General features: G+C 61.2%; 15 protein-coding genes. 2 read left to right on the top strand and 13 right to left on the bottom strand.

The features are described from left to right. Positions 1-13: 13 nt before the first annotated feature. Positions 14-5959, top strand: a complete 5946-nt coding sequence (locus AU074_RS31300; RefSeq protein WP_076018002.1) for a hypothetical protein — start codon at positions 14-16, stop codon at positions 5957-5959. On the opposite strand, the gene AU074_RS31295 is transcribed toward AU074_RS31300, so the two are convergent. The 9 genes from AU074_RS31295 to AU074_RS31250 all read right to left on the bottom strand — a co-directional run bounded on the left by AU074_RS31295 (position 5956) and on the right by AU074_RS31250 (position 16160). Beyond that, positions 5956-6966 carry an iron ABC transporter permease gene (locus tag AU074_RS31295; protein ID WP_076018001.1) on the bottom strand — a complete coding sequence of 337 codons (1011 nt, stop codon included), beginning with the start codon at positions 6964-6966 and terminating at the stop codon, positions 5956-5958. The genes AU074_RS31300 and AU074_RS31295 overlap by 4 nt on opposite strands. After that, complete coding sequence (locus AU074_RS31290; RefSeq protein ID WP_076018000.1) at positions 6963-7910, bottom strand: ABC transporter substrate-binding protein; 948 nt, start codon at positions 7908-7910, stop codon at positions 6963-6965. The genes AU074_RS31295 and AU074_RS31290 overlap by 4 nt, the downstream gene beginning before the upstream one ends. Beyond that, positions 7907-8695, bottom strand: a complete 789-nt coding sequence (locus AU074_RS31285) for an ABC transporter ATP-binding protein (protein WP_076017999.1) — start codon at positions 8693-8695, stop codon at positions 7907-7909. The genes AU074_RS31290 and AU074_RS31285 overlap by 4 nt, the downstream gene beginning before the upstream one ends. A 139-nt stretch (positions 8696-8834) precedes the next feature. Further along, positions 8835-10940: a TonB-dependent siderophore receptor gene (locus tag AU074_RS31280; RefSeq protein ID WP_076017998.1), complete on the bottom strand. Its 2106-nt coding sequence runs from the start codon at positions 10938-10940 to the stop codon at positions 8835-8837. 152 nt (positions 10941-11092) lie between these two features. Beyond that, positions 11093-12475: a PepSY domain-containing protein gene (locus AU074_RS31275; protein ID WP_076017997.1), complete on the bottom strand. Its 1383-nt coding sequence runs from the start codon at positions 12473-12475 to the stop codon at positions 11093-11095. Between the two features lie 158 nt (positions 12476-12633). Then, the gene (locus tag AU074_RS31265; RefSeq protein ID WP_076017995.1) at positions 12634-14706 is read right to left on the bottom strand and encodes a TonB-dependent copper receptor; all 2073 of its coding nucleotides are present in this window, start codon (positions 14704-14706) and stop codon (positions 12634-12636) included. 93 nt (positions 14707-14799) lie between these two features. Then, a complete protein-coding gene (locus tag AU074_RS31260) occupies positions 14800-15171 on the bottom strand; it encodes a DUF2946 domain-containing protein (protein WP_083676747.1) in 372 nt (123 codons plus the stop codon). Positions 15172-15235: 64 nt separating this feature from the next. Beyond that, positions 15236-15718 (bottom strand): copper chaperone PCu(A)C, encoded by a 483-nt coding sequence (locus AU074_RS31255; protein WP_076017993.1) that lies wholly within the window; start codon positions 15716-15718, stop codon positions 15236-15238. A gap of 46 nt (positions 15719-15764) precedes the next feature. Then, positions 15765-16160 carry a DUF2946 domain-containing protein gene (locus AU074_RS31250; protein WP_076017992.1) on the bottom strand — a complete coding sequence of 132 codons (396 nt, stop codon included), beginning with the start codon at positions 16158-16160 and terminating at the stop codon, positions 15765-15767. A gap of 487 nt (positions 16161-16647) precedes the next feature. Between AU074_RS31250 and AU074_RS31245 the strand changes: the two genes are divergently transcribed. After that, a complete protein-coding gene (locus AU074_RS31245; RefSeq protein ID WP_076017991.1) occupies positions 16648-16887 on the top strand; it encodes a DUF6124 family protein in 240 nt (79 codons plus the stop codon). Between the two features lie 58 nt (positions 16888-16945). On the opposite strand, the gene AU074_RS31240 is transcribed toward AU074_RS31245, so the two are convergent. From AU074_RS31240 to cbiE, 4 genes are all read right to left on the bottom strand, one after another. Next, positions 16946-17434 carry a PIN domain-containing protein gene (locus AU074_RS31240; protein WP_003217347.1) on the bottom strand — a complete coding sequence of 163 codons (489 nt, stop codon included), beginning with the start codon at positions 17432-17434 and terminating at the stop codon, positions 16946-16948. Continuing rightward, a complete protein-coding gene (locus AU074_RS31235; protein ID WP_076017990.1) occupies positions 17431-17709 on the bottom strand; it encodes a hypothetical protein in 279 nt (92 codons plus the stop codon). The genes AU074_RS31240 and AU074_RS31235 overlap by 4 nt, the downstream gene beginning before the upstream one ends. A 125-nt stretch (positions 17710-17834) precedes the next feature. Then, positions 17835-18560: a cobalt-precorrin-6A reductase gene (locus AU074_RS31230; RefSeq protein ID WP_076017989.1), complete on the bottom strand. Its 726-nt coding sequence runs from the start codon at positions 18558-18560 to the stop codon at positions 17835-17837. Then, on the bottom strand, positions 18557-19762 hold the full coding sequence (gene cbiE / locus AU074_RS31225; protein ID WP_076017988.1) for a precorrin-6y C5,15-methyltransferase (decarboxylating) subunit CbiE: 1206 nt from the start codon (positions 19760-19762) through the stop codon (positions 18557-18559). Before cbiE ends, AU074_RS31230 begins: the two co-directional genes overlap by 4 nt. Between the last annotated feature and the right edge of the window lie 21 nt (positions 19763-19783).

The following is a 19783-nucleotide window of genomic DNA, read 5'->3' as shown; positions in this document are numbered from 1 at the left end:
GGTGGCAATGGACATGGACAGCACTGAAACTCAACACGAGCAGCCTGCCAGGGCGGTGGCGCAGCTTCCCCCTCTGGGGCCGGCATTTATCACCGGTAACGATGCGGCCTTTTGGGCACATATGCAGGTCAGCAACAAGCGCGAGCGGGTCTATGGCGGGGTGATCCTCAAGCGCGCGGATGGCCGCTACCTGCCGACGGTACCGGCATCTGGCGATGCCCGCGGGTTCAACTTCGAGGCTATTCTCAAGACCGACGCCAAGGGCGATTTCATTCACCCTGAAGACTTCAGTGTCTACGCTTTTTACAGTTCGCGCGCCGACGACAGCGACGTATTGAAGAAAGAGTTGGCGCACTGGAGTCCGGCACAGCGGCGGCTGGATGCCAGCTTTTTTTCAATGAAGGGCCTGATATTTATCATTGGGCAGCGCGAGTTCTGCCCGATTTACTATTTGTCGGGGCTTCACGATTCGTTGATCAAATATGAAAGCAGCGGCTCTATAACCGAAACAGGTTTTTTACGCACACTGGAAACGACCCGCCCACCCACGGACTTTGACGACTTTATCTTCCTGATCAACCTCACGGCGAGATCCGGTGTCTTGCGTGTGGTGGTGGCCAACAAGGAATTGGGCGGCAAAGCAGGACAGATTGTTGAGCCCTGGACCCTCAACCAAACCGTGGCACAGCTCGCCCAGTCCCGGCAATCGCTGCCGGGTACCCAGGTTTTTCGCCGCTGGCAGGACGCGGTCCGTTCGGCGTTGCCGCCCCTGGATGCGCGGACGCCGGAAAGCTACTTTGGCTATTTGCTCAAGGACGACGCCGGGGATTACGTGGCGATGCTGCCCGATGCCGCGTTGAAGAAGATATTTGCGGCCGCCCCCAATGCGTTGGCGTTGCCCAAGGGCCGGCCAAAGCTGCCAAGCGGCTTCTATCTCCATGGTATCTACTGCTCGCTGGCGGCGAAGGCCGGACCCACCGTGGCCAGGGAGTCGTGGCTGGCCGAGAGTTTTTTCACGGCGTCGGTCCTGGCGACAGGCGTTACCGCGGCCGCCTCCGATGACATGGATATAAACCTGTATTTGCGGGCCAACGATGGAGCCCTGCTGGTGTACAACTGCACGGGGTCCGAGGCGCAAAAACAGCTGCTCGCCGATCAAGGCAAGCCGATCGACAAACGCCTGAAAGCTGGCACCTTGAGTCCTTCCGAACTTGTTCGGCAAGTAGCCGCAGTGGGCACGCTGACAGTGGTAGCGACCGGGCAGGTTTTTACCCGGGTCGGGGTGGTCGATCAACAGTGGCGAGCCTTCGAGAGCATCCATCAATCCCTGAGCCCGGCTTTCGTGAAGGCCGATGATGCGGCGCGCTACGTGCATTATCAGGCGGGCAGGCAGCGTGATGCTCTATTCATCAGTTTTATTCTGCAACGCGCCGATGGCCGGTTTGTCGCGACGCAGCTGCTGCGTTCCGATGAGTGCGACGCCGTATGGGGAGTACCGTCGCCCACCGGTGAGTACTTGACTCGTGTCGAGCTTGAGGGGTATCGCATCGTTGCCCAGTTCAATCGGGCTGAAGCCGACATGGACGAGCTCAGCCGCCAGTTTTCTCGACGCAGCCCCCGGCAACTGGCTTTCATGATCAGCGCGCCGAATGCTCATTCGGTTTATCTGAGCATACATTTTGCCGACTTGATAAAGACGCTTTACACCAGCGGGCCGAACGGTACGCTGCTCAAATACGTCTCCAGTGGTTCACGTGCTGAGCGTGAGTTTGCCGATTATCTGCGCGTTACCCTTCAAACCGGGGTACTGAGAAAGCGTGCACAAGGCTACGACGGAACGCCTGAGGGGCTGATCAAGGAGCTGGTAAAACTCAGCGAACTGACGGTGCTGCTGGCCGATGACAGTTGGTACAACATTCAGGGACGGGTGCCCGCAACCTGGGCTCCAGAGACCCCGTTCGCCGCGGCAGCGGCGATTGATGCGCCGTTGAGCTGGGTCTTTACGGACCTGCCAAGCGCTGTGTCCTACGCCCATAATCGTATGCAGGCGCATGCTGGCGGGCGGCGTATCGGTTGTATTCTCAAGCACCAGACTGAATTGGAATACGTGGTCAGCGAGCCTGGCGATAGCGTGCCGTCCGGTGATACGCATGGGCTCTTCGCACTTTCACGGTTGTTCCCCTTTGATGGCGACGGTCAGCCACGCTTGCCATCTGGCTTCGCATTGCGAGGCTGGTACTGTCAGAGCGAACCTGACAGCACCGGCGTGGCCAGCGAGCCCTGGGTTTACGAGTCGTTTTTCCCCACCTCGGATTTCGCCCAGGCCGTTGCGGCCTTTCGCACCAGCCCTGGCAACAACCTGGCGCTGTACCTCAGCACCAGCGATGGCGCGCAACTGGGCTATGAGGCGTCCCATTCAGCTGAAGAAAGCCAGCTTTACACGGTATTGCCCGATGGCAGTGTCACCGACAACGGCCTGGAAGACGAGTTGCGGGCCGGCACGCTGACTCCCCGCGAACTGATCCTGAAAGTCGCCGAAGCCGGGTCATTGGCGGTACTTCAGACGGGCAAGCTGTGGGATGTGTCCGGGCTGGTCAGCGAAACCTGGCGGCCCTATGCATTGGCCGCGCGGCCTCAACTGAGCCCCGCCTTTGTAAAAATAGAAGACGCGGCGCGTTATGCTCACGGACAGATCGGCAGTCAACGTGAGCGCGAATACTGCGGCTATATTCTGCAACGCCCGGATGGTTTGTACGTGGCGACTGAGCCGTTGTATGCCAGCGACTCCGGGCGTTTTGCCCTGGGGTTTGTGTACCCCCAGGACACCAAGGGACGTTCGCTGCTGCCTGTGAAACATGGGCTGAAAGCGCTTTACGCATCCTGTCGCGGCATGTCACTGATCGAGCCCGAGCGTATGTTGCGCACAGGCTGGTCAAGGGATGATATTTACCTGGCCGCGCAGATGTTCAGTCCCGACGACCTCTACACGCTGATCCAGAACCGCCGGCAAGTGCCAGTCGCCTACCTGTCAGCCGACGAGGACAGTTTGCTGGTGTATGACCTGGTCGACTCCTCTGGGCTGGCGAAACTGCTCAATGACGTCACCCCCTCGACACAACAAAGCCCGGCGGCGCTTAACCTCGCCAATGGAACGCTGACGGCCCAGGAGTGGGTCAGGCAAGTGGCGAGCGCCGGCAGTGTGCGTGTGGTGCAGTCCAGCCCGCTTTGGGGGGCGCCGGGGCTGATCACCGAGCACTGGCGCCCGCGTTTGCCAATCCCCCGCAGTCAACGCCCGCAGCAGGTTGCCTTCGGCCAAGTGTGTGCCAGTGCCGATGAATCCGCCCAAGCGTTGCACGCGAAGTTACACCGTGGCGGGCCGACGCAAACCGGATTTGCGTTCATCCTCAAACATCGGGACAGGAATGCGTTTGTCAGCAGCGAGGTCGTGCCCTCGTGGAGCAGAGCTGAGTTGTTCGCCTTGAACGACTTGTTTGATGTGGATGCGCAGGGCAAGGTTATTTACCCCGAGGGTTACCAGTTGCATGCCTTGTTCTACGCACGACACTGGATGCCGCAGGGGCTTGGCAGTCCCGAACGCTGGCTGGCGCAGCACTTCCTGTCAGCGGAGGATTTGGCCGGCGCTACGGTTGAAGCCAAGCGCCAGCGCGAGCCGGGAGCCTTGAGCGGTTTGCCGGTGTTTATCTCGACCCTCGACCGTGCACTGTTACGTGTTCAAGCGCCGGTCTCCTCAACTTTGTTCGACCCGCTCCGCCAGGCGTCGGGTAATTTCGAGGATGTTCAGACCTTGTTGGCCAGCGGCCAGTTATCGGCGGTGGGGTTCGTCAACCAAGTGGCGAAGTTGAGCTGGCTGAGTGTGCTTGTGCCGAGTGAGTGCTGGGCGCTGACGGGCAAGCTGGACGTCAGCCAGGCACCCTGGGTCGCCTTTGGCGGCTTCATGCGTCGAGGCTTGAGCCCGCTGTTCAGTAATCAGGCGGATGCCGTACGTTACGTCCATCAGCAATTAGGTCCACATCGCGACACGCTATACGGTGGCCTGGTGCTGCAACGCAATGGCAAGTTCGTCGCTACCCTGGGCATCCAGGTGTTGAGTGAAGACTTTGACCCGAACGTGATCCTGCCCGTCATGGACGTCAGCCAGGCGCTGCTGACACCCGGTTGGAAAGTGGTCGGGCGTTACCGCTCGCGGGCTGCCCGGGTGCTGCCGTTCTGGCTGGGGACTCAGGAAAACGCGACGTATCAAAACCTGTTCTCCACCAAGACCCTGGAGACCGCGCTGAAGTCCGGCCACCTGTGGACCCACGAATACCTGCTGACGCCGGACGGTTCACTGATCGGTTTCAGTACCCGGGACGCCGAGCGCAACCTGATGAGCAACGCCCAGCGAGACGAAGCGACGCAGTTGCTCAACCAGTTGGAAACTTCCCTCGCGCCCAACAGCCTGGCACCCCAGGATCCCGACAGTAACGCCATTGAACAGCAGCTGCGCGCGGGCCGTAAAACCCCGACCGAACTGGTCAACCAACTGGCACGGGTGGGCACCTTGCAAGTGCTCGAGGGCGGCCCGTTGTGGGGGATTGCCAAGCGCGTACTGCCGGGCTGGATGCCGGCCCTGGCGTATATTGCGCCTGAGGCGGCCCTGCATGCCGTGGCAGATCGAGCCATGGGGCCCGTGTTCAAGCATGCCGACGATGCTGCTCGCGACGGGCATCAAGGCACCACCGGGCGTGGCGTGCTGACCTTTGGCCTGATCCTCAAGTCTTCCGACAACGGGCATTTTGTCGCGAGTGCACCGGTCAAGGGCGATGACTTGCAGTTCCGCTACGACCGCGTATTCCTGCGTGGCAACCTGCCCGGCGGCTATAGCCTGCACGGCCTGTATCTGCAGCTACCCGAGAAGGCCACCGCCGGGTTCCCTCAGGCACAGGGCTATGAGCAACTGCTGGCCCCGGCGGTGGTGCGTGCGGTACTGAGTTTTCTGCAGGTGCTGAATCAGCGTGTCGAGCGCTTCCTGCCGCTGTATGTGTCCTGTGCCGACGGTTCGCTGTACCGTTATCAGGCCGTCCAGATAGACCCTGACTGGGATTCCAGCCACCGACAGGAGGGGTATCTGCGCCGCCTCGAGAGCCGTGGCAGCAATGACAGCCATGTGCTGAAACTGGCTGAGTCCGGTGAAGTCCGCGTGCTCGACAGCAGCCCATTCTGGGATGCCCTGCTACCGCGAGTAAAACGCCTGGCTACGACGCTGACAGTTTTGGATACGCGCCTGGCGCTGGGGCCATTGTGCGGCCACCCGGATGATGCCGCGCGCCTGGTGTGGCAACGTTTCAAAAACCAGCCAAACCCGCCACGGCTGGGGGCGATCCTTGGTAATGGCGACAGCGACACCTTTATCGCGGTGCATCCCGTGGCGGATCCGGGCCCGTCGGTGGCGGTGGGAATGCGGATGGACACACCGGCCTACAAGGCATTGTTCAGCATGATGAACTTGCGCTACCCCAACCCTTCGATTCAATACCCGGCAGGCTTCAAGGTGATGGGTGTGCAGCAGTTGTTCAAAATTCACAGCGCACGCCAACGCATGGCTGATCGTTACGAGGAAGCCTTAGCCCACAACTTCATTGCCCAGTACGAAATTCGCGGACTCATTGAGATGCTGCGCAATGAACCGGTGGCCGGACCGCGTTACTACTTCACTCCGGTGCAAGGCGCGCTGATTGTCTATGAGCCCAGCTATCATTCGGACGAAAGCCAGTTGCTGCGCGATGATTGGATTGACGAAAACACGGGCGTGGTGAAGGTCAAGCCCAGCGAGGTGATCCGCCGGCTGGCCACCTTGGGCAAACTGACCATCCTGGAAGCCGACCATTTTTGGCAACCTCGCAGCCAGGTCGGGCGGCGGCTGCTGCATGAACTCAAGGAGGCCGACCAGGGCGTTTAACGCCGGCGCATCAACCCGATAAAAAACAGACCGCCAATGGCTGCTGTGGCCACACCGATGGGCAGGTCCTCCGGGGCGATCAGGGTGCGTGCGGCCACATCGACCCACACCAGGAACACACTGCCCAGCAGCACACACACGGGCAGTAAACGGCGATGCTCGGCGCCTACAAGGCGCCGGGCAATGTGCGGCACCATCAGCCCGACAAAGCCGATGGAGCCGCTGATGGACACCAGCACGCCGGTCATCAGCGAGGCGATCAGGAACACCTTGAGCCGCACATTGCGTGCGTTCAGGCCCAGGGTCACGGCGGTCTGTTCGCCAGCCATCAACGCGTTCAACGGGCGCGCCATCCCCAGCAGTAACACCAGCCCCAGCAACACCGTGGCGAAGGGAATCGCCAGCAGTTCCCAGCGCGCCAACCCGAGTCCGCCGAGCATCCAGAACATCACCGCCGAGGCCGCGCGGTGATCACCCATGAACAGCAGCAAATTCGCCACCGCCATCATCACGAATGACACCGCCACCCCGCACAACAGCAGGCGGTCACTCTCCAGCCGACCGTTGCGACTGGCCACCGCCAGCACCACGATCATGCTCAGCAACGCGCCGATGAACGCCGCGATGGGCAGGGTCAGCAGGCCGATCACTTCACCCACATGCAACACCACGATCACCGCGCCGAGGGTGGCGCCGGAGGTCACGCCCAGCAGGTGCGGATCCGCCAGCGGGTTACGTGTGACGGCCTGCAACACCGCACCGATCAACGCCAGCCCGGCGCCCACCAACGCGCCGAGCAGCATGCGCGGCACGCGGATCAGCCACACGATGTGTTCCTGCCCCGCGCTCCAGTCCACCTCGCCAACGCCGAAGGCTTTATGCAGCAGGATCCGCCACACCACGTCCACCGGCACCCGCGCCGAGCCGAACCCCAGCGAGACCACGCAAGAGATCAGCAACAACGCGCCAAGAGCACTCAGCAGCAGGGCATAGCGACGGGTAATCATTCGCCGTGGAACCCCTTGGCCAGGGTTTCAACCGCCAGCACGTTGTCGATGCCCGGCGTGGCTTGCACATAGGGGATCACGATAAAGCGCTGGTTCTTGATGGCGTCCACCGATTGCAGCGCCGGGTTGTTCAGCAGGAACTGCTCTTTTTGATCAGCGGTGATTTCGCTGTAGTCGACGATCACGATGACTTGCGGGTTGCGTTCCACCACGGTTTCCCAGTTGACCCGGGTCCAGCTGGCGTCCACGTCATCCAGAATGTTGCGCCCGCCGGCGGCGTCGATCAGTGCCTGGGGCATGCCCAGGCGGCCGGAAGTCATGGCGCGGTCTTCGCCGCTGTCGTAGAGGAATACGCGGGGTTTGTCGGCCGGCAGGTTTTTCTGCACTTCGGCGACCTGTGCCTGCATCTGTGCGATCAAGGCATTCGCGCGGTCCTGCACGTCGAAAATTTTGCCCAGGTTGCGCAGATCGTTATAGGTGTCTTCCAGGGTGGCTGCCGGGCGCTTCATCACGAAGGCGCAGGACTCGGTCAGCTCATAGACGTTGATGCCCAACGGTTGCAGGGTTTGCGGGGTGAGATCGCCGCCCACGCGCATGCCGTAGTCCCAGCCGGCGAAGAAGAAGTCGACGTTGGCGTTGAGCAGGGTTTCCACCGACGGGTATTTGCTCGCCAGTTCCGGCAGGCCGTCGAGGATCTGCGCCATTTCCGGCGTCACGGACTTCCAGCCGGTCACGCCGCTGTAGCCGGCCATGTGCGACTTGAGGCCCAGGGCGAGCATCATCTGAGTCATGTTGATGTCGTGGCTGACCGCGTGTTTCGGGGCCTCGGCGAAGGTCACTTCGCGGTTGCAGCTTTTGATTTTCAACGGGTAATGAGTCGCTTCGGCGAACGCTTGAGCAGTGCCGAGCAGCAACGCGATAGACAGCAGGGAGCGCAGGATCATGGTTGGGTTATCCAGGTAATTCGGGGGTAGCCGGACAAGGGGTGAGTGTCGATCAATGCTTCAACGCCGAACACTTCGCGCAGTAATTCGGCGGTCAGCACCTCGTGAGGTGTGCCGTTGGCGACGATGCGCCCGTGGTTGATCACGTACAGCCGATCACAGAACGCGGCGGCCAGGTTCAGGTCATGAATGCTGGCCAGGGTGCCGATGTTCAGGCGCTTGACCAGTTGCAGCAATTGCAGCTGGTAGCGCGGGTCGAGGTGGTTGGTCGGTTCGTCGAGGATCAACAGTTGCGGTTGTTGGGCCAGGGCGCGGGCCAGGATCACCCGCTGTTTTTCACCGCCCGAAAGCGTCGCGAAGGCGTGGTCTTCAAAGCCCAGCAGGCCGACGGATTCGAGGGCCTGGCGGATCAGGTTGCGGTCTTCAAGGGTGTCGCTGTCGAACAGCCCCTTGTGAGGCGTGCGGCCCATGGCGACCACTTCATCCACTCGCAGGCCGAACGCATCGGGAAACTCCTGGAGCACCACGGCGATACGTTGCGCGCACCACTTCGAGGATTGCTTCCAGACGTTCTGGTGTTCCAGCAGCACCTCACCCGCCGCCGGTTTGCTGAACCGATAGGCGCACCGCAGCAGGCTGGTCTTGCCGCTGCCGTTGGGGCCGATCAGCCCGACAAACTCACCGGCACTCACCCGCAGGCTGGCGTCACGCAGTTGGAACTGGTGATGACAGTGCTCGTGGCCGGGTGGGGCCCAGGCGAGGTCGGTGAGGTTGAGTGAGGTCATCTTTACTCTCAGGTCCAACACAGGACAAATGTGGGAGCGGGCTTGCTCGCGAAAGCGGTGGATCAGTAACAGATACAGTGCCTGACACACCGCATTCGCGAGCAAGCCCGCTCCCACATTTGGACAGTGTCGCATTCAGTTAAAAGGTGTAGTCCGCCGTCACAAAGAACGACCTGGGTTCACCCAGGATCCATTGCTGGCCGTCATTGTATTGGCTGACGGCGTAGGTACGGTCAAACAGGTTATTCAATTGCAGGCCCAATGTCGTGTTACGCATGGCTTTCCACGACACGGTGGCATCGACCACGGTGTAGCTCGGCACTTCGCTGGTGTTGGCGGCGTTGGCGAAACGCGAGTCTACATAACGCACCCCGGCAGCGGCGCGAACGTCGTCAGTGATGGCCTTGCTCAGCCACAGGTTGGCGGTGCGGCGCGGTACGTCGGTGGGGCGGTTGCCGTTGCGAGACACTGCCTGGCCGTTGACCACTTCAGAGAAGTCGTCGTACTGCGCACGCACGATGGCTGCATTGGCTTGCAACTGCCAGGCGTTCGGCAGTTGCAGGTCGAGGCTGGCTTCCAGGCCGTTGGAGGATTGCTGGCCGACTTGTTCCTTGAGGGTGGTGCCTGGGATGCTCACCAACAGCTTCTTTTTGACGATGTGGTAGGCCGCCAGCGTCCATTCACCCCGCGAGTCCCAGAACGCCTGCTTGAGGCCGATCTCGGTTTGCCTGGCGGTGGACAGGCCGAACTGCTGCTGGCTCGGGCTCAGGGTAATCAGGCTGCCGACGCCGTCGGTGCTGGTGGCGTACTGGCCGTATACCGAGGTGTCCGGGGTGATCGCGTAGACCAGGCCGGCTTTCCAGTTGTTGCCGGTAAAGGTCTTGTTGGCGTCGCTGCCATCCACCAGGGAGCCACTGTCGATGTGCACGTAGTCGCGGCGCACGCCGGTGATCAGTGACAGTTGATCAGTCAGTTGCAGGCGGTTTTCGGCGAACGCAGCCAGCTGTTTGGTGGTGCTGACGGACTGCGGAACGAAGGGGCTGGCGCTTTCAAACGGTTGCGGTACCGGGTGGTTGATGTCCACCGGTTGGCCGGCGTTCGTCAGGTCATCGAACGGCGAGTTGCTGGCCAGGCGAAAGCGAATGCGGTTGTACTCGACGCCGGTCACCGTCTGGCTTTCGAGGCCGAACAGGGTGTGTTTGAAGGTAAAGGTCTGGCGGTCGCCGACCTGTTCCTGGTTGTGCTTGATGCCCAGGTAGCTCTGGCGCACCAGGCCGCCGTCGACATAGTTGTAGCTCTCGGCGTTCTGCCAGCGGCGCTGGTTTTTCAGGTACGACAGTTCATTGGTGGCGGTGACGTTGTCGTTGATCTGCCACTCGCTGGTCAGGCGTGTCCACTGGTCGTTGTAGTGCTGGATATCGTTGCTGACGTTGTAGTTGTTGTCCCGCAGGCCCTTGTGCAACTGGCCGTTGATCAGCGGCGTGCCGTAGTCGTTTTGCGGGGTCTGGTCGCCGTAGTCGGACGCCAGGGTGAAGCTCAGGTTGTCCGCCGGCTGCCAGCGCAGGGCGCCGCTGACGAAGTCGCTGCCGGACTCGCCACGGTCGATAAAGCCGTTGCTGCGCAGGCGGTTGATGTTCAGGCGATAGCTCAGGGTGTCGGTCAGCGAGCCGCCACTGTCGAGGGCTTGCTGCTGGCGGTCATAGGAACCGTAGCCCAGGCGGATATGGTTTTCGATCTCGCCTTCGAAGGGTTTCTTCGGGATGGTGTTGATCACCGCGCCGGTGGCGCCCTGGCCATACATCACCGAGGCCGGCCCGCGCAGTACGTCCACCCGCTCCACAGACCAGGTGTCTACCGGGAAGGTGGAAGTGCCCGCGCCATCGAACATGCGGGCGCCGTCGTACAGTTGTAGCACCGAACTCTGGCCAGTGAAACCGCGTGCCGACAACGAGGTGCCGCCGTCGCCCGGTGTGCCGGTACGGCTGATGCCGGTGGCCCGGGAAATGGCGTCCTGCACCGTGGCATCGCCCCGTGCGCGAATCTGCTTGCCGGTCTGGCTTTCAACGCTGCCCGGGGTTTGCAGGGCAGTGAGGTTCAAGCGCGAACCTGCGGTGGTCGGGGTTTGCAGGTCGACGCGCTCATCGTCGACGGCGGGGGCGGAGACGGCACTGGCGGGAAGCGTCAGGGCCTGGGCACTGTTTTGCAGGGCGAGCAGGCACAGGCCGGACGCAAGGTACTTGTTCATCGGACGATAAATCGCTTCTTCGAGGCGGTACTCGCCGCTGGGCGCGGCGAGTGGAGGAACGCATTAGGTGTTACAACATAACACTTTGTGCGACGTGGGCGAAAGCCCGCGTAAGACTACATAACGCCTCTAGGTAGGGCATCTCGTCTGTTTCACGCTGAACCTGAAGCGGATTCACGTTGGCCAAACAGACGTGAAAGCACCAGGCGATCCAACGCCCAGACCACGATCAATGAGGCGCCCACCAGCGGAAAGACAATCGCCAGCCCCAGCATGATCACCATCGCGGTTTTCCATTTCGGCAGGTCATGGCGCAACGGTGGAACCCCCAGGCTGCCCTGTGGCCGACGCTTCCACCAGATCACCAGGCCGCTGTCGGCACTGAGCAGGATCATCAGGCAAATCAGCAGCACGATGATCTGATTGACCACGCCAAACATCTTGCCTTCGTGCAGCATCACGCCGGATTCGGTCACCCGTGCCACGCTGTTGTAGTGCTCCCAGCGCACATCGGCCAGCACCTTGCCGGAGTATTGATCCACATGCAGGGTCGCGTCGTTGCGCGGGTCGTTGGCAAACACCGCGATAGTGAACACGCCTTCGGCGGTGGTGGGGAAGGTGATGCTGTAGCCGGGCTCGACCTTGCGTGAGTTGGCGAGGTCTACCACCTGTTGCAGGCGGATACTCGGGGCTGCCGGGCCCTGGCTCATGCCGGCGTGCTTCATGTGCTCGGCATGCTCGCCGGACATCGGCATCGGCGTGTTTTCCATGGCCCACGGCACGGTCTGTTGGCTCGCGGTGTTGAGGCTGCGGGCCTGCTGGTCGGACTGCGGTACGTTGTTCCACATCGCCGCCGGGAATTTATTCCACAGTTCGGCATATTGCTTGCCCCAGAAGCCGGTCCAGGTCATACCGCTGAGCAGCATCACCAGCAGGAAAGCCGCGCCCCAGAAGCCGGCGACCGCGTGCAAATCCCGCCAGAACAAGCGGCCGCGACTGCCCAGTCGTGGCCACAGAATGCCGGCCGCCGACTTGCCACGCGGCCACCACAGATACAGGCCCGAAATCACCAGCATCACGCCCCAGCCGGCGGCCAGTTCCACCAGGCGATCGCCGATGGTGCCGATCATCAACTCACCATGCAGCGCACGAGCGATGGCTTGCAGGTTGTATTTGGAATCCTGTTCACCGAGCACGGTGCCGCGATACGGGTCGACGAATACCGTCGCTTCGTGCCCGTCGTTGCGCATCACGAATTGCGCGCTGCTGGTGGCGTCGGCAGGTGGCAGGTATTTGCTGATCTTGCCTTGGGGATAGGCGGCCTGGGCGCGTTGCAGTTGTTCGTCGGCACTCAGTGCGTGTTCGGCGCTTTGCACCGTCAGCAGGTTGCCGTACATCAGCGGGTCGAGTTGGGGCTTGAACAGGTAGATGATGCCGGTCAGGGCCAGCAACACCATGAACGGCGCGACAAACAGCCCGGCGTAGAAATGCCAACGCCAGGCCAGGTTGTAGAAGGAAATCTTGGGTGTACTCATCAGGGGCTGCTCCGCAAAGGCATTTTGGTTATTCGTTGATGAACGCAATCCCGTAGGAGCGAGCTTGCTCGCGAAGAACCTGAGGACGCCGCGGTCATACAGAAGCCCCGCGTTATCGTTGGCGATTTTCGCGAGCAAGCTCGCTCCTACACTGGGCATTAGAAACTCATGTCCACCTTGGTCCAGAGCGTGCGCCCCGGTTCCTTGATGGCTTGCGGGTCATTGGCCGGGTAGCCGAACCCGGCGTTGCCGGCCAGGTTCAGGTGCTCGGCGTATGCCTTGCCGAACAGGTTGTCGACGCCGGTGCTGACCTTGAAATTCTTGTTGATGCGATACGCCGCGTTCAGCGAGAACACGCCAAACCCCGAGCTCTTGTCGAAGTCCTTGCCGACCACGTTGCCCTTGTTCTGGTCGATGCGGTTTTGCGCCGCGACCACCCGCCACAAGGCGCCGGCGCTCCAGTCGTCCTGGCTGTAGGTCAGCCCGAAGCGCGCATCCAGCGGCGGGATTTGCGGCAGCGGTTTGCCGTCGCTGCTGTTCTTGCCCCAGGCGTAGGCGAAGGTGGCATCGGCTTTCCAGTTGTCGGTCAGCTTGTATGCCGCGCCCAATTCACCGCCCATGATTCGCGCATCCACATTGCGCGCCTGGGAAGTGGTGCCCATCATGCCCGGCTGGTAATCGAACAGGATGAAGTCGCGCACCTGGCCAACGTAGCCCGAGGCCCAGGCGTCCAGGTCTGCGGATTTGTATTGCAGCCCGAAATCCAGTTGGGTGGTTTTCTCAGGCTTCACGCCATCGAAGGCATTCACTGAACCGACCGCCCCGGTGTTGGGGGAAAACAGCTCCCAGTAATCCGGGAAACGTTCGGAGTGCCCTAGGCCGGCGTACAGGGTGGTCGGGCTGTCGGCCAGGTCGTGCTCGTAGCGCACAAAGCCCGACGGCAAGGTATCGGCGCGGGTGTTGCCGGCAGTGGGGTTGGGCCTGCTCATCATCCCGGAGCTAATGGTTTGCCGGAAATCCTTGGCCGAGGCGCGGTCCACACGAGCGCCGGTGATCACGCGGTCGCGGTCGGCGGCATACCAGGTCAGTTCGCCAAATACCCCGTAGTTGTGGAAGTTGGCGTCCTTGCTGCGGGGCAGGTCCTTGTAGGTGTCGACGCCCATGGCGCTGCGTTGGCGATGCTCGTTGGTTTGTGCATCAAGGCCGCTGATCAACTGCACATCGGCCCAACGCCAGGTGGCCTTGATGCGTGCGCCGAGGGTGCGGCGGTCGACGTTGGACGCCATGGGGCCGGCCATCATCCCGGTGCCCGACGGGACGCGCAGGGTGTAGTTGTCCATCACATGGTCGGCGTAGTTGTAGTAGACCTGCGCTTCGATCTTATCCAGCACCTCGCCGATATTCGACTTCTCGAATCGAAATCCGAGGCTCTCGCGCAAAAACTGCGAGCCATCCATGCCGCGCCCGGCGTAACGGGCTTCGCCATCGCCACGGCCAGCGGTGAGCTCCAGCAGGGTGTCGGCGTCCGGGGTCCAGCCCACGGCCACGTCGCCGTTCCACTTGTCGTAGCGCGAGGCGACGGTGTCGTTGTTGCCGTCCTTGTAGTCATCGGCGTGGGCCTGGTTGCCGATCACCCGCACATACCCCAGCGGCCCGCCCGCCGCCGCATCGACGACTTTGTCGAAGCGCCCGTTGGAGCCTGCCAGGATGCTGGCGTTGACCCGCGTGCCCAGCTCGCCGAACTGCTCGGGCTCGCGCTCGAACAGGATCGTGCCGGCTGAAGCACCAGGGCCCCAGAGTACGGTTTGCGGGCCCTTGATCACCGTCAGCTTGTCGTAGGTTTCCGGCGAGATATAGGAGGTGGGCGCGTCCATCCGACCGGGGCAGGCACCGAGCATCATGCTGCCGTTGGTGAGGATGTTCAGGCGCGAACCGAACATGCCGCGCAGCACCGGGTCGCCGTTGGTGCCGCCGTTGCGCACCAGGGCGAAGCCGGGGATGGTCTTGAGGTAGTCGCCGCCATCGCTGGCGGGCACTGGCTGGCGCGGGTCTTTCGGGTTGGTGACGACGGTCAGCGGCGAGCTGGGGGCGATCGCCGTGATCACCGTCGGGCTCAGTTCATTGTGGTCGGCGTGCTCGTCGGCGTGGGCCTGTGGAACCAGCAGCGCGCCACACAAAACGGCGAACACGGGAGTACGTCCCAAACGGGTGTCAGCAGAAAACCTGGACATGAAAAATTCCATCAATCATTCGTAAACAACACGGCCAGCAGCCTGCGGCTGTCTGTCTAAAGTCGGCCGGGGTGAAGTAACGGTGTGAAGTGCTTACGCGATGATGGGCGGGGCGCGGCTGCGGGCGCCGGGGAAGACGGTTTGCCGGGCATGGCCCAGGCGTGGAGCGGGGGGCAGGGCGTTGGCGGGCGGCGGGCTGCCGAGGGTGACGAACGACACGCTGCCAGGCAGCGCGGGGCAACTGAAGAGCAGGCTGCAATAGCCGCACTTTTCCCAGAGCACGTGATGCTCGTCGGGGGCCTTGCTGTGTTCGGCTGGGGGCTTTGCGTCGCCATGGCAACTCGGGCCGTCCATGGGCATTTCCATGGACATACCGGCGTGATGATCCATCGGCATCGCTTGGGAAATCAGCGGACCGATAAAGATCATCAGCATGGCGAACAGGCTGATCCAGCTGCCGCGCATGAGGCCTACAGGCTTACGGCGGTGCGGGGACAACCTGGCGCGTGGGGCGCCCATCAAGAATGATCTATTGGGCGTGCATATGCTCGTGGCCGGCCATGGGCGGTTGCTTCTGCACCGACACTTCCACCTTTACAGGCCCGGCTTTCTCGAAATTCAGGGTCAGCGGGAAATGCTGGCCATCGCGCAAGACGCTGCGGTCCTTCAGGTCCAGCAGCATCACGTGGTAGGCCATGGGGGCGAACGTCAGGTCACCTTTGGCCGGCACCGCGACGCTGGTCACCTGCTGCATCTTCATCAGGTCGCCCTGCATCACATGCTCATGCAGCTCGGCCTTGGCGGCCACGGGCGTGTCGACGCTGAGCAGGCGATCCGCATGCTCGCCCTGGTTATGAATCACGAAATACGCCGCGACGGTCGGCGCGTTGGGCGGCAGTTCCTGGGACCAGGGTTCGCTGACCACCAGTTCGCCGACCTTGAAGTCTTCGGCATTGGCAGCAGCACACACCGGCAGCAACAACGCAGCCAGAAGCAGGGAAGATTTGAGCATGGCAGTTCTCCAGAACGGTTCTAAACGCAGTTCACTTGCGAAGAAATCAGACCGTTGGAGAGGCGCGGGGGTTAAGGCTCGGCCATTGCTGGCGCGGGGTAGGGGATTGCAATGACGGCGGCGGCAGGTCTTGCACCGCGTCGAATCTTGCGAAATACAGTGTTGGTGAGTGCCCCGGCAACGCCACTAATGGCGCCGAGCCCGAGCAGCACCAGCAATGCTGCATGGTGGAGTGATCGTCTTGCTGCGGCGCCGGTATCTCCAGCTTGCCCAGGGCAATGGCCGTCAGTTTCGTGCCGTTGGAGGAGCAGAAACTGCCCCACAGCAATTGCTTGACCGGGTCATCCGCCTGCTGCATCGCACTCGCCAGCGGCATGGCAAACGCATTGAACAGCACTGCAAGGCAGGCTATCCAGGCAATTGCAAAGCGTTGACGGGCCATGGCGGACAATCCGTAGGGTTAAACGATCAGGTGGGTATTTAGCCTGATCGGGGGGGATAAGTAAAAAGGCGCGGTGTGGTTTGGTGTCGCAGTGCTGGGTTTGAGGATAGACGGGAACTGAGGGATTGTGGATCAACCAGGCGATGCGGTTCAAATGTTGGAGCGGCCCCTCCTTCCTACTAGAGAAATTTCCGACAGCGATTTGAGGTTGTCCCTAGGAAACTCAATCTCTAGTCTCCGTACACCACTGCAAACTCAGTGGTCGGGCGTCGCGGCCCGGATTTCTTCAGACGCAAAAGCGTCATCGTGTCCTTTCAGTTGGCGCTTTTTTATCGTCTACTGTGCGGCGCTATGGTGGCTGTGCGCGGGATACCTTCGGGTATGCCGGTGTTCTGGAGAGCCGGTCCGCGAACCCGCGTTCAGCTACCACCCCCATCGCATCGCGGCGATCAGTGGTAGCTCCTTTGTCCTTCTCCGGAGCTTCACAATGATTAAACCTACCCCCAATCCCCCCGTCCGACTATTCACCGTGGCCGATGGGATCAGCACCGAAGACCTGTTGGTCAACCTCATTGAAACACTCGCCTCGGCCAACGCGCTGAGTTGCGACTTAGCGTTTAGCCTGGAAGGATCGAAGCGAGAGGAGTTGTTGGGCGTCGCTCAGTTGATCGAACTGGCGGAGTTACTGGCTGATCGGGTGCACGAAAGTGCCGGACAACGCATTTAACACTTCGATGATCGATCGTTCCTGCGCTGATGTGTGGGAATGATCCTGTGAGACGCCTTTAAACGTCCCAGCTTGCTTCCCGTATGTGATTGAAGTTCACGACATCTACGCTGTGCTGATGAGCAAATCCAGCGACTCTTAGGTCATCTGTCAAAACCAGATAATTATCTTTGGCTGCACAGATAATGCCGACGTCGGTAAGGCCATAGGGCGACAACTCATAATCGCAACTTATATCAAGAGCGGGGCAGTGAATCTCAATGACTGTCGATAATGATTTTTTTAATGTTGCGTAGAAATCGTGTAGCTTGCTCCCATAAAGCCCATTTGTAAGGTTGCTGACTTCCGCAAGTATATGAGGGGTTGAAATAAGCTTTTCGAATTGATCAATGACATTCAGCAGAAGCTTGTAATCTTTGGCGGTGTATCCGCTTGTTCTTTTGAAGCCTGCGATACTGGGTGTGCCTCCGATCAGTGCTAAGAGCAGCAGGTTAGTGTCGACTATGATTCCTTTTCTTCGATATTGCCGGATATACGTTTCGATCATACTTCGCGAATCTTCATGGAGCGGAACTCGCCAGTCTCCGAGTCAATGAAGAATGTTTTATATTTTCTTGCGTACATTTGTCCCGCTAAAGATGCGCCTAGCCGTTCATATTTATCAGGGGCTGGAACATTGAAGCCAAGTGTTATTGCCCATGTTTTGTCGCCTGGGTTTAACTCGACTTCCTCAAGCATCAAGTCCTGAAGCACTGTTTCCTGGCCGAGAAAATCATTGGCTGCTGCCTTGGCAACTTGCACGGCTTCTTTGACGTCTATCATGTCAGCTCCTGAATAGAATTGAGTCTGGCTTGAACTGTTTCTGGAGTGTAGCACTTCATGTTGTGGATTCATCGCCGTCCCTTTAGTCACAAATAGAGTTGATAGAGGTGGGCGATGATCCTGATCTATCGAATGAAATCTGCCAATAACTCGATTGTTTCTGCGGGCGACAAAAGCTCCTGATCTACTGCCGCCAACACCGGCCGCTTCAACACCAACACTGGCACCCCGCGCTCCCGTGCCACTTCCAGCTTCGGCTCGGTAGCCGTACTGCCGCTGTTCTTGCTGATCAGCACATCAATCTGCCGCCGCTCAAACAACGCCCGCTCATCCTCGATCAAAAACGGCCCACGGGCGCCGATCACTTCGCAGCGTTCATTGCCGGGGTACACATCCAGTGCGCGCAACGTCCAGAACTGCTCGGCGGGGATTTCGTCGAGGTGCTGCAACGGTTCGCGACCCAGCGTGAACAGTGGTCGCTTGAATGGCTTGAGGGCTTCAATCAACTCCGCCCAGTCACTGACTTCGCGCCAGTCATCACCGGCCTGTGGCTGCCACGCCGGGCGGCGCAGGGCCCAGCAGGGAATGCCACACACACACGCGGCACGGGCGGCGTTGGCGCTGATCTGTGCGGCATACGGATGGGTCGCGTCCAGCACCAGCTCGATACCTTCATCGCGAATGAACTGCGCCAAACCTTCCGCGCCGCCATAGCCACCGACGCGCACCTGGCACGTAAGGTCGGTGGGGACGCGGCCAACACCCGCCAGGCTGTAGATATGCTCGGGGCCCAGTGTGCGGGCAATGGCCAGGGCTTCCGTCACACCGCCCAGCAGCAGGATGCGTTTCATAGCGGCTTGATCACTTCCAGCAGGGTGATCGGCAGCGCCTGGCGCCAGGTATCAAAGTCTCCCAGTGGTTGGGCCTGGGCCACATGAATGCGGGTCAGCTCGCCGCCGTGTTGTTCGCGCCAGGCCATCAGGGTCATTTCGCTTTGCAGGGTCACGGCGTTGGCCACCAGCCGGCCACCGGGGCGCAGGTGTTGCCAGCAGGTGTCGAGGACGCCGTCGCGGGTTACGCCGCCGCCGATAAAGATGGCGTCGGGTGCTTCCAGGCCAGCGAGTGCGTGGGGCGCGGTGCCGCGAATCAGTTGCAGGCCGGGGACGCCAAGGGCGTCACGGTTGTGTTCGATCAACAGTTGCCGACCTTCATCGGCTTCGATCGCCAGCGCGCGGCAACTGGGGTGAGCACGCATCCATTCGATCCCGATGGAGCCGCTGCCCGCGCCCACGTCCCACAGCAGTTCGCCGGGCATCGGCGCGAGGCGGGCGAGGGTCATGGCGCGTACGTCGCGTTTGGTCAGTTGGCCGTCGTGCTTGAAGGCCGAGTCCGGCAGCCCCGCCAGGCGTGACAGGCGCGCGGTGTTAGCGTCGGCCACGCAGTCGATGGCCACCAGGTTCAAGGCAGCAATCGGTTCACCTGGCCAATCCCGGGCGATGCCGTCGATGCGCCGCTCATCCGGGCTGCCGAGGTGTTCAAACACGCTCAGGCGACTTGCGCCAAACCCGCGCTCAGCCAACTGCGCCGCCATCGCCGCCGGGCTCTGGCCGTCATTGCTCAACACCAGCAAACGCACGCCGCTGGCCAGGTGCGCATTCAGCGCTGCCAACGGTCGGGCAACCACCGACAGCGTCACCACGTCCTGCAATGGCCAGCCCAAACGTGCCGCCGCCAATGACACGGAAGAGGGCGCCGGCAAAATCAGCAGCTCATCGGCGGGCACCTGCCGCGCCAGGCTCGCGCCTACGCCATAGAACATCGGGTCGCCGCTGGCCAGCACGCACACCGCTTCACCACGCTTGGCCAGCACCGGTTCCAGGGAAAACGGGCTGGGCCACAACTGGCGTTCGCCGCGGATACACACCGGCAACAAGTCCAGCTGGCGTTGGCCGCCAACAATGCGCGAGGCGCGTAACAAGGCGTGCCGGGCGTTTCTGCCCAGGCCCTTGAAGCCGTCTTCACCGATGCCTACTACCGTCAGCCAGGGCGACATATGAATTCCTTGAACGACATC

This window comes from Pseudomonas sp. ATCC PTA-122608, assembly GCF_001952855.1.
Taxonomy (GTDB): Bacteria; Pseudomonadota; Gammaproteobacteria; order Pseudomonadales; family Pseudomonadaceae; genus Aquipseudomonas.
This window is presented reverse-complemented; position numbering and strand designations above follow the sequence as displayed.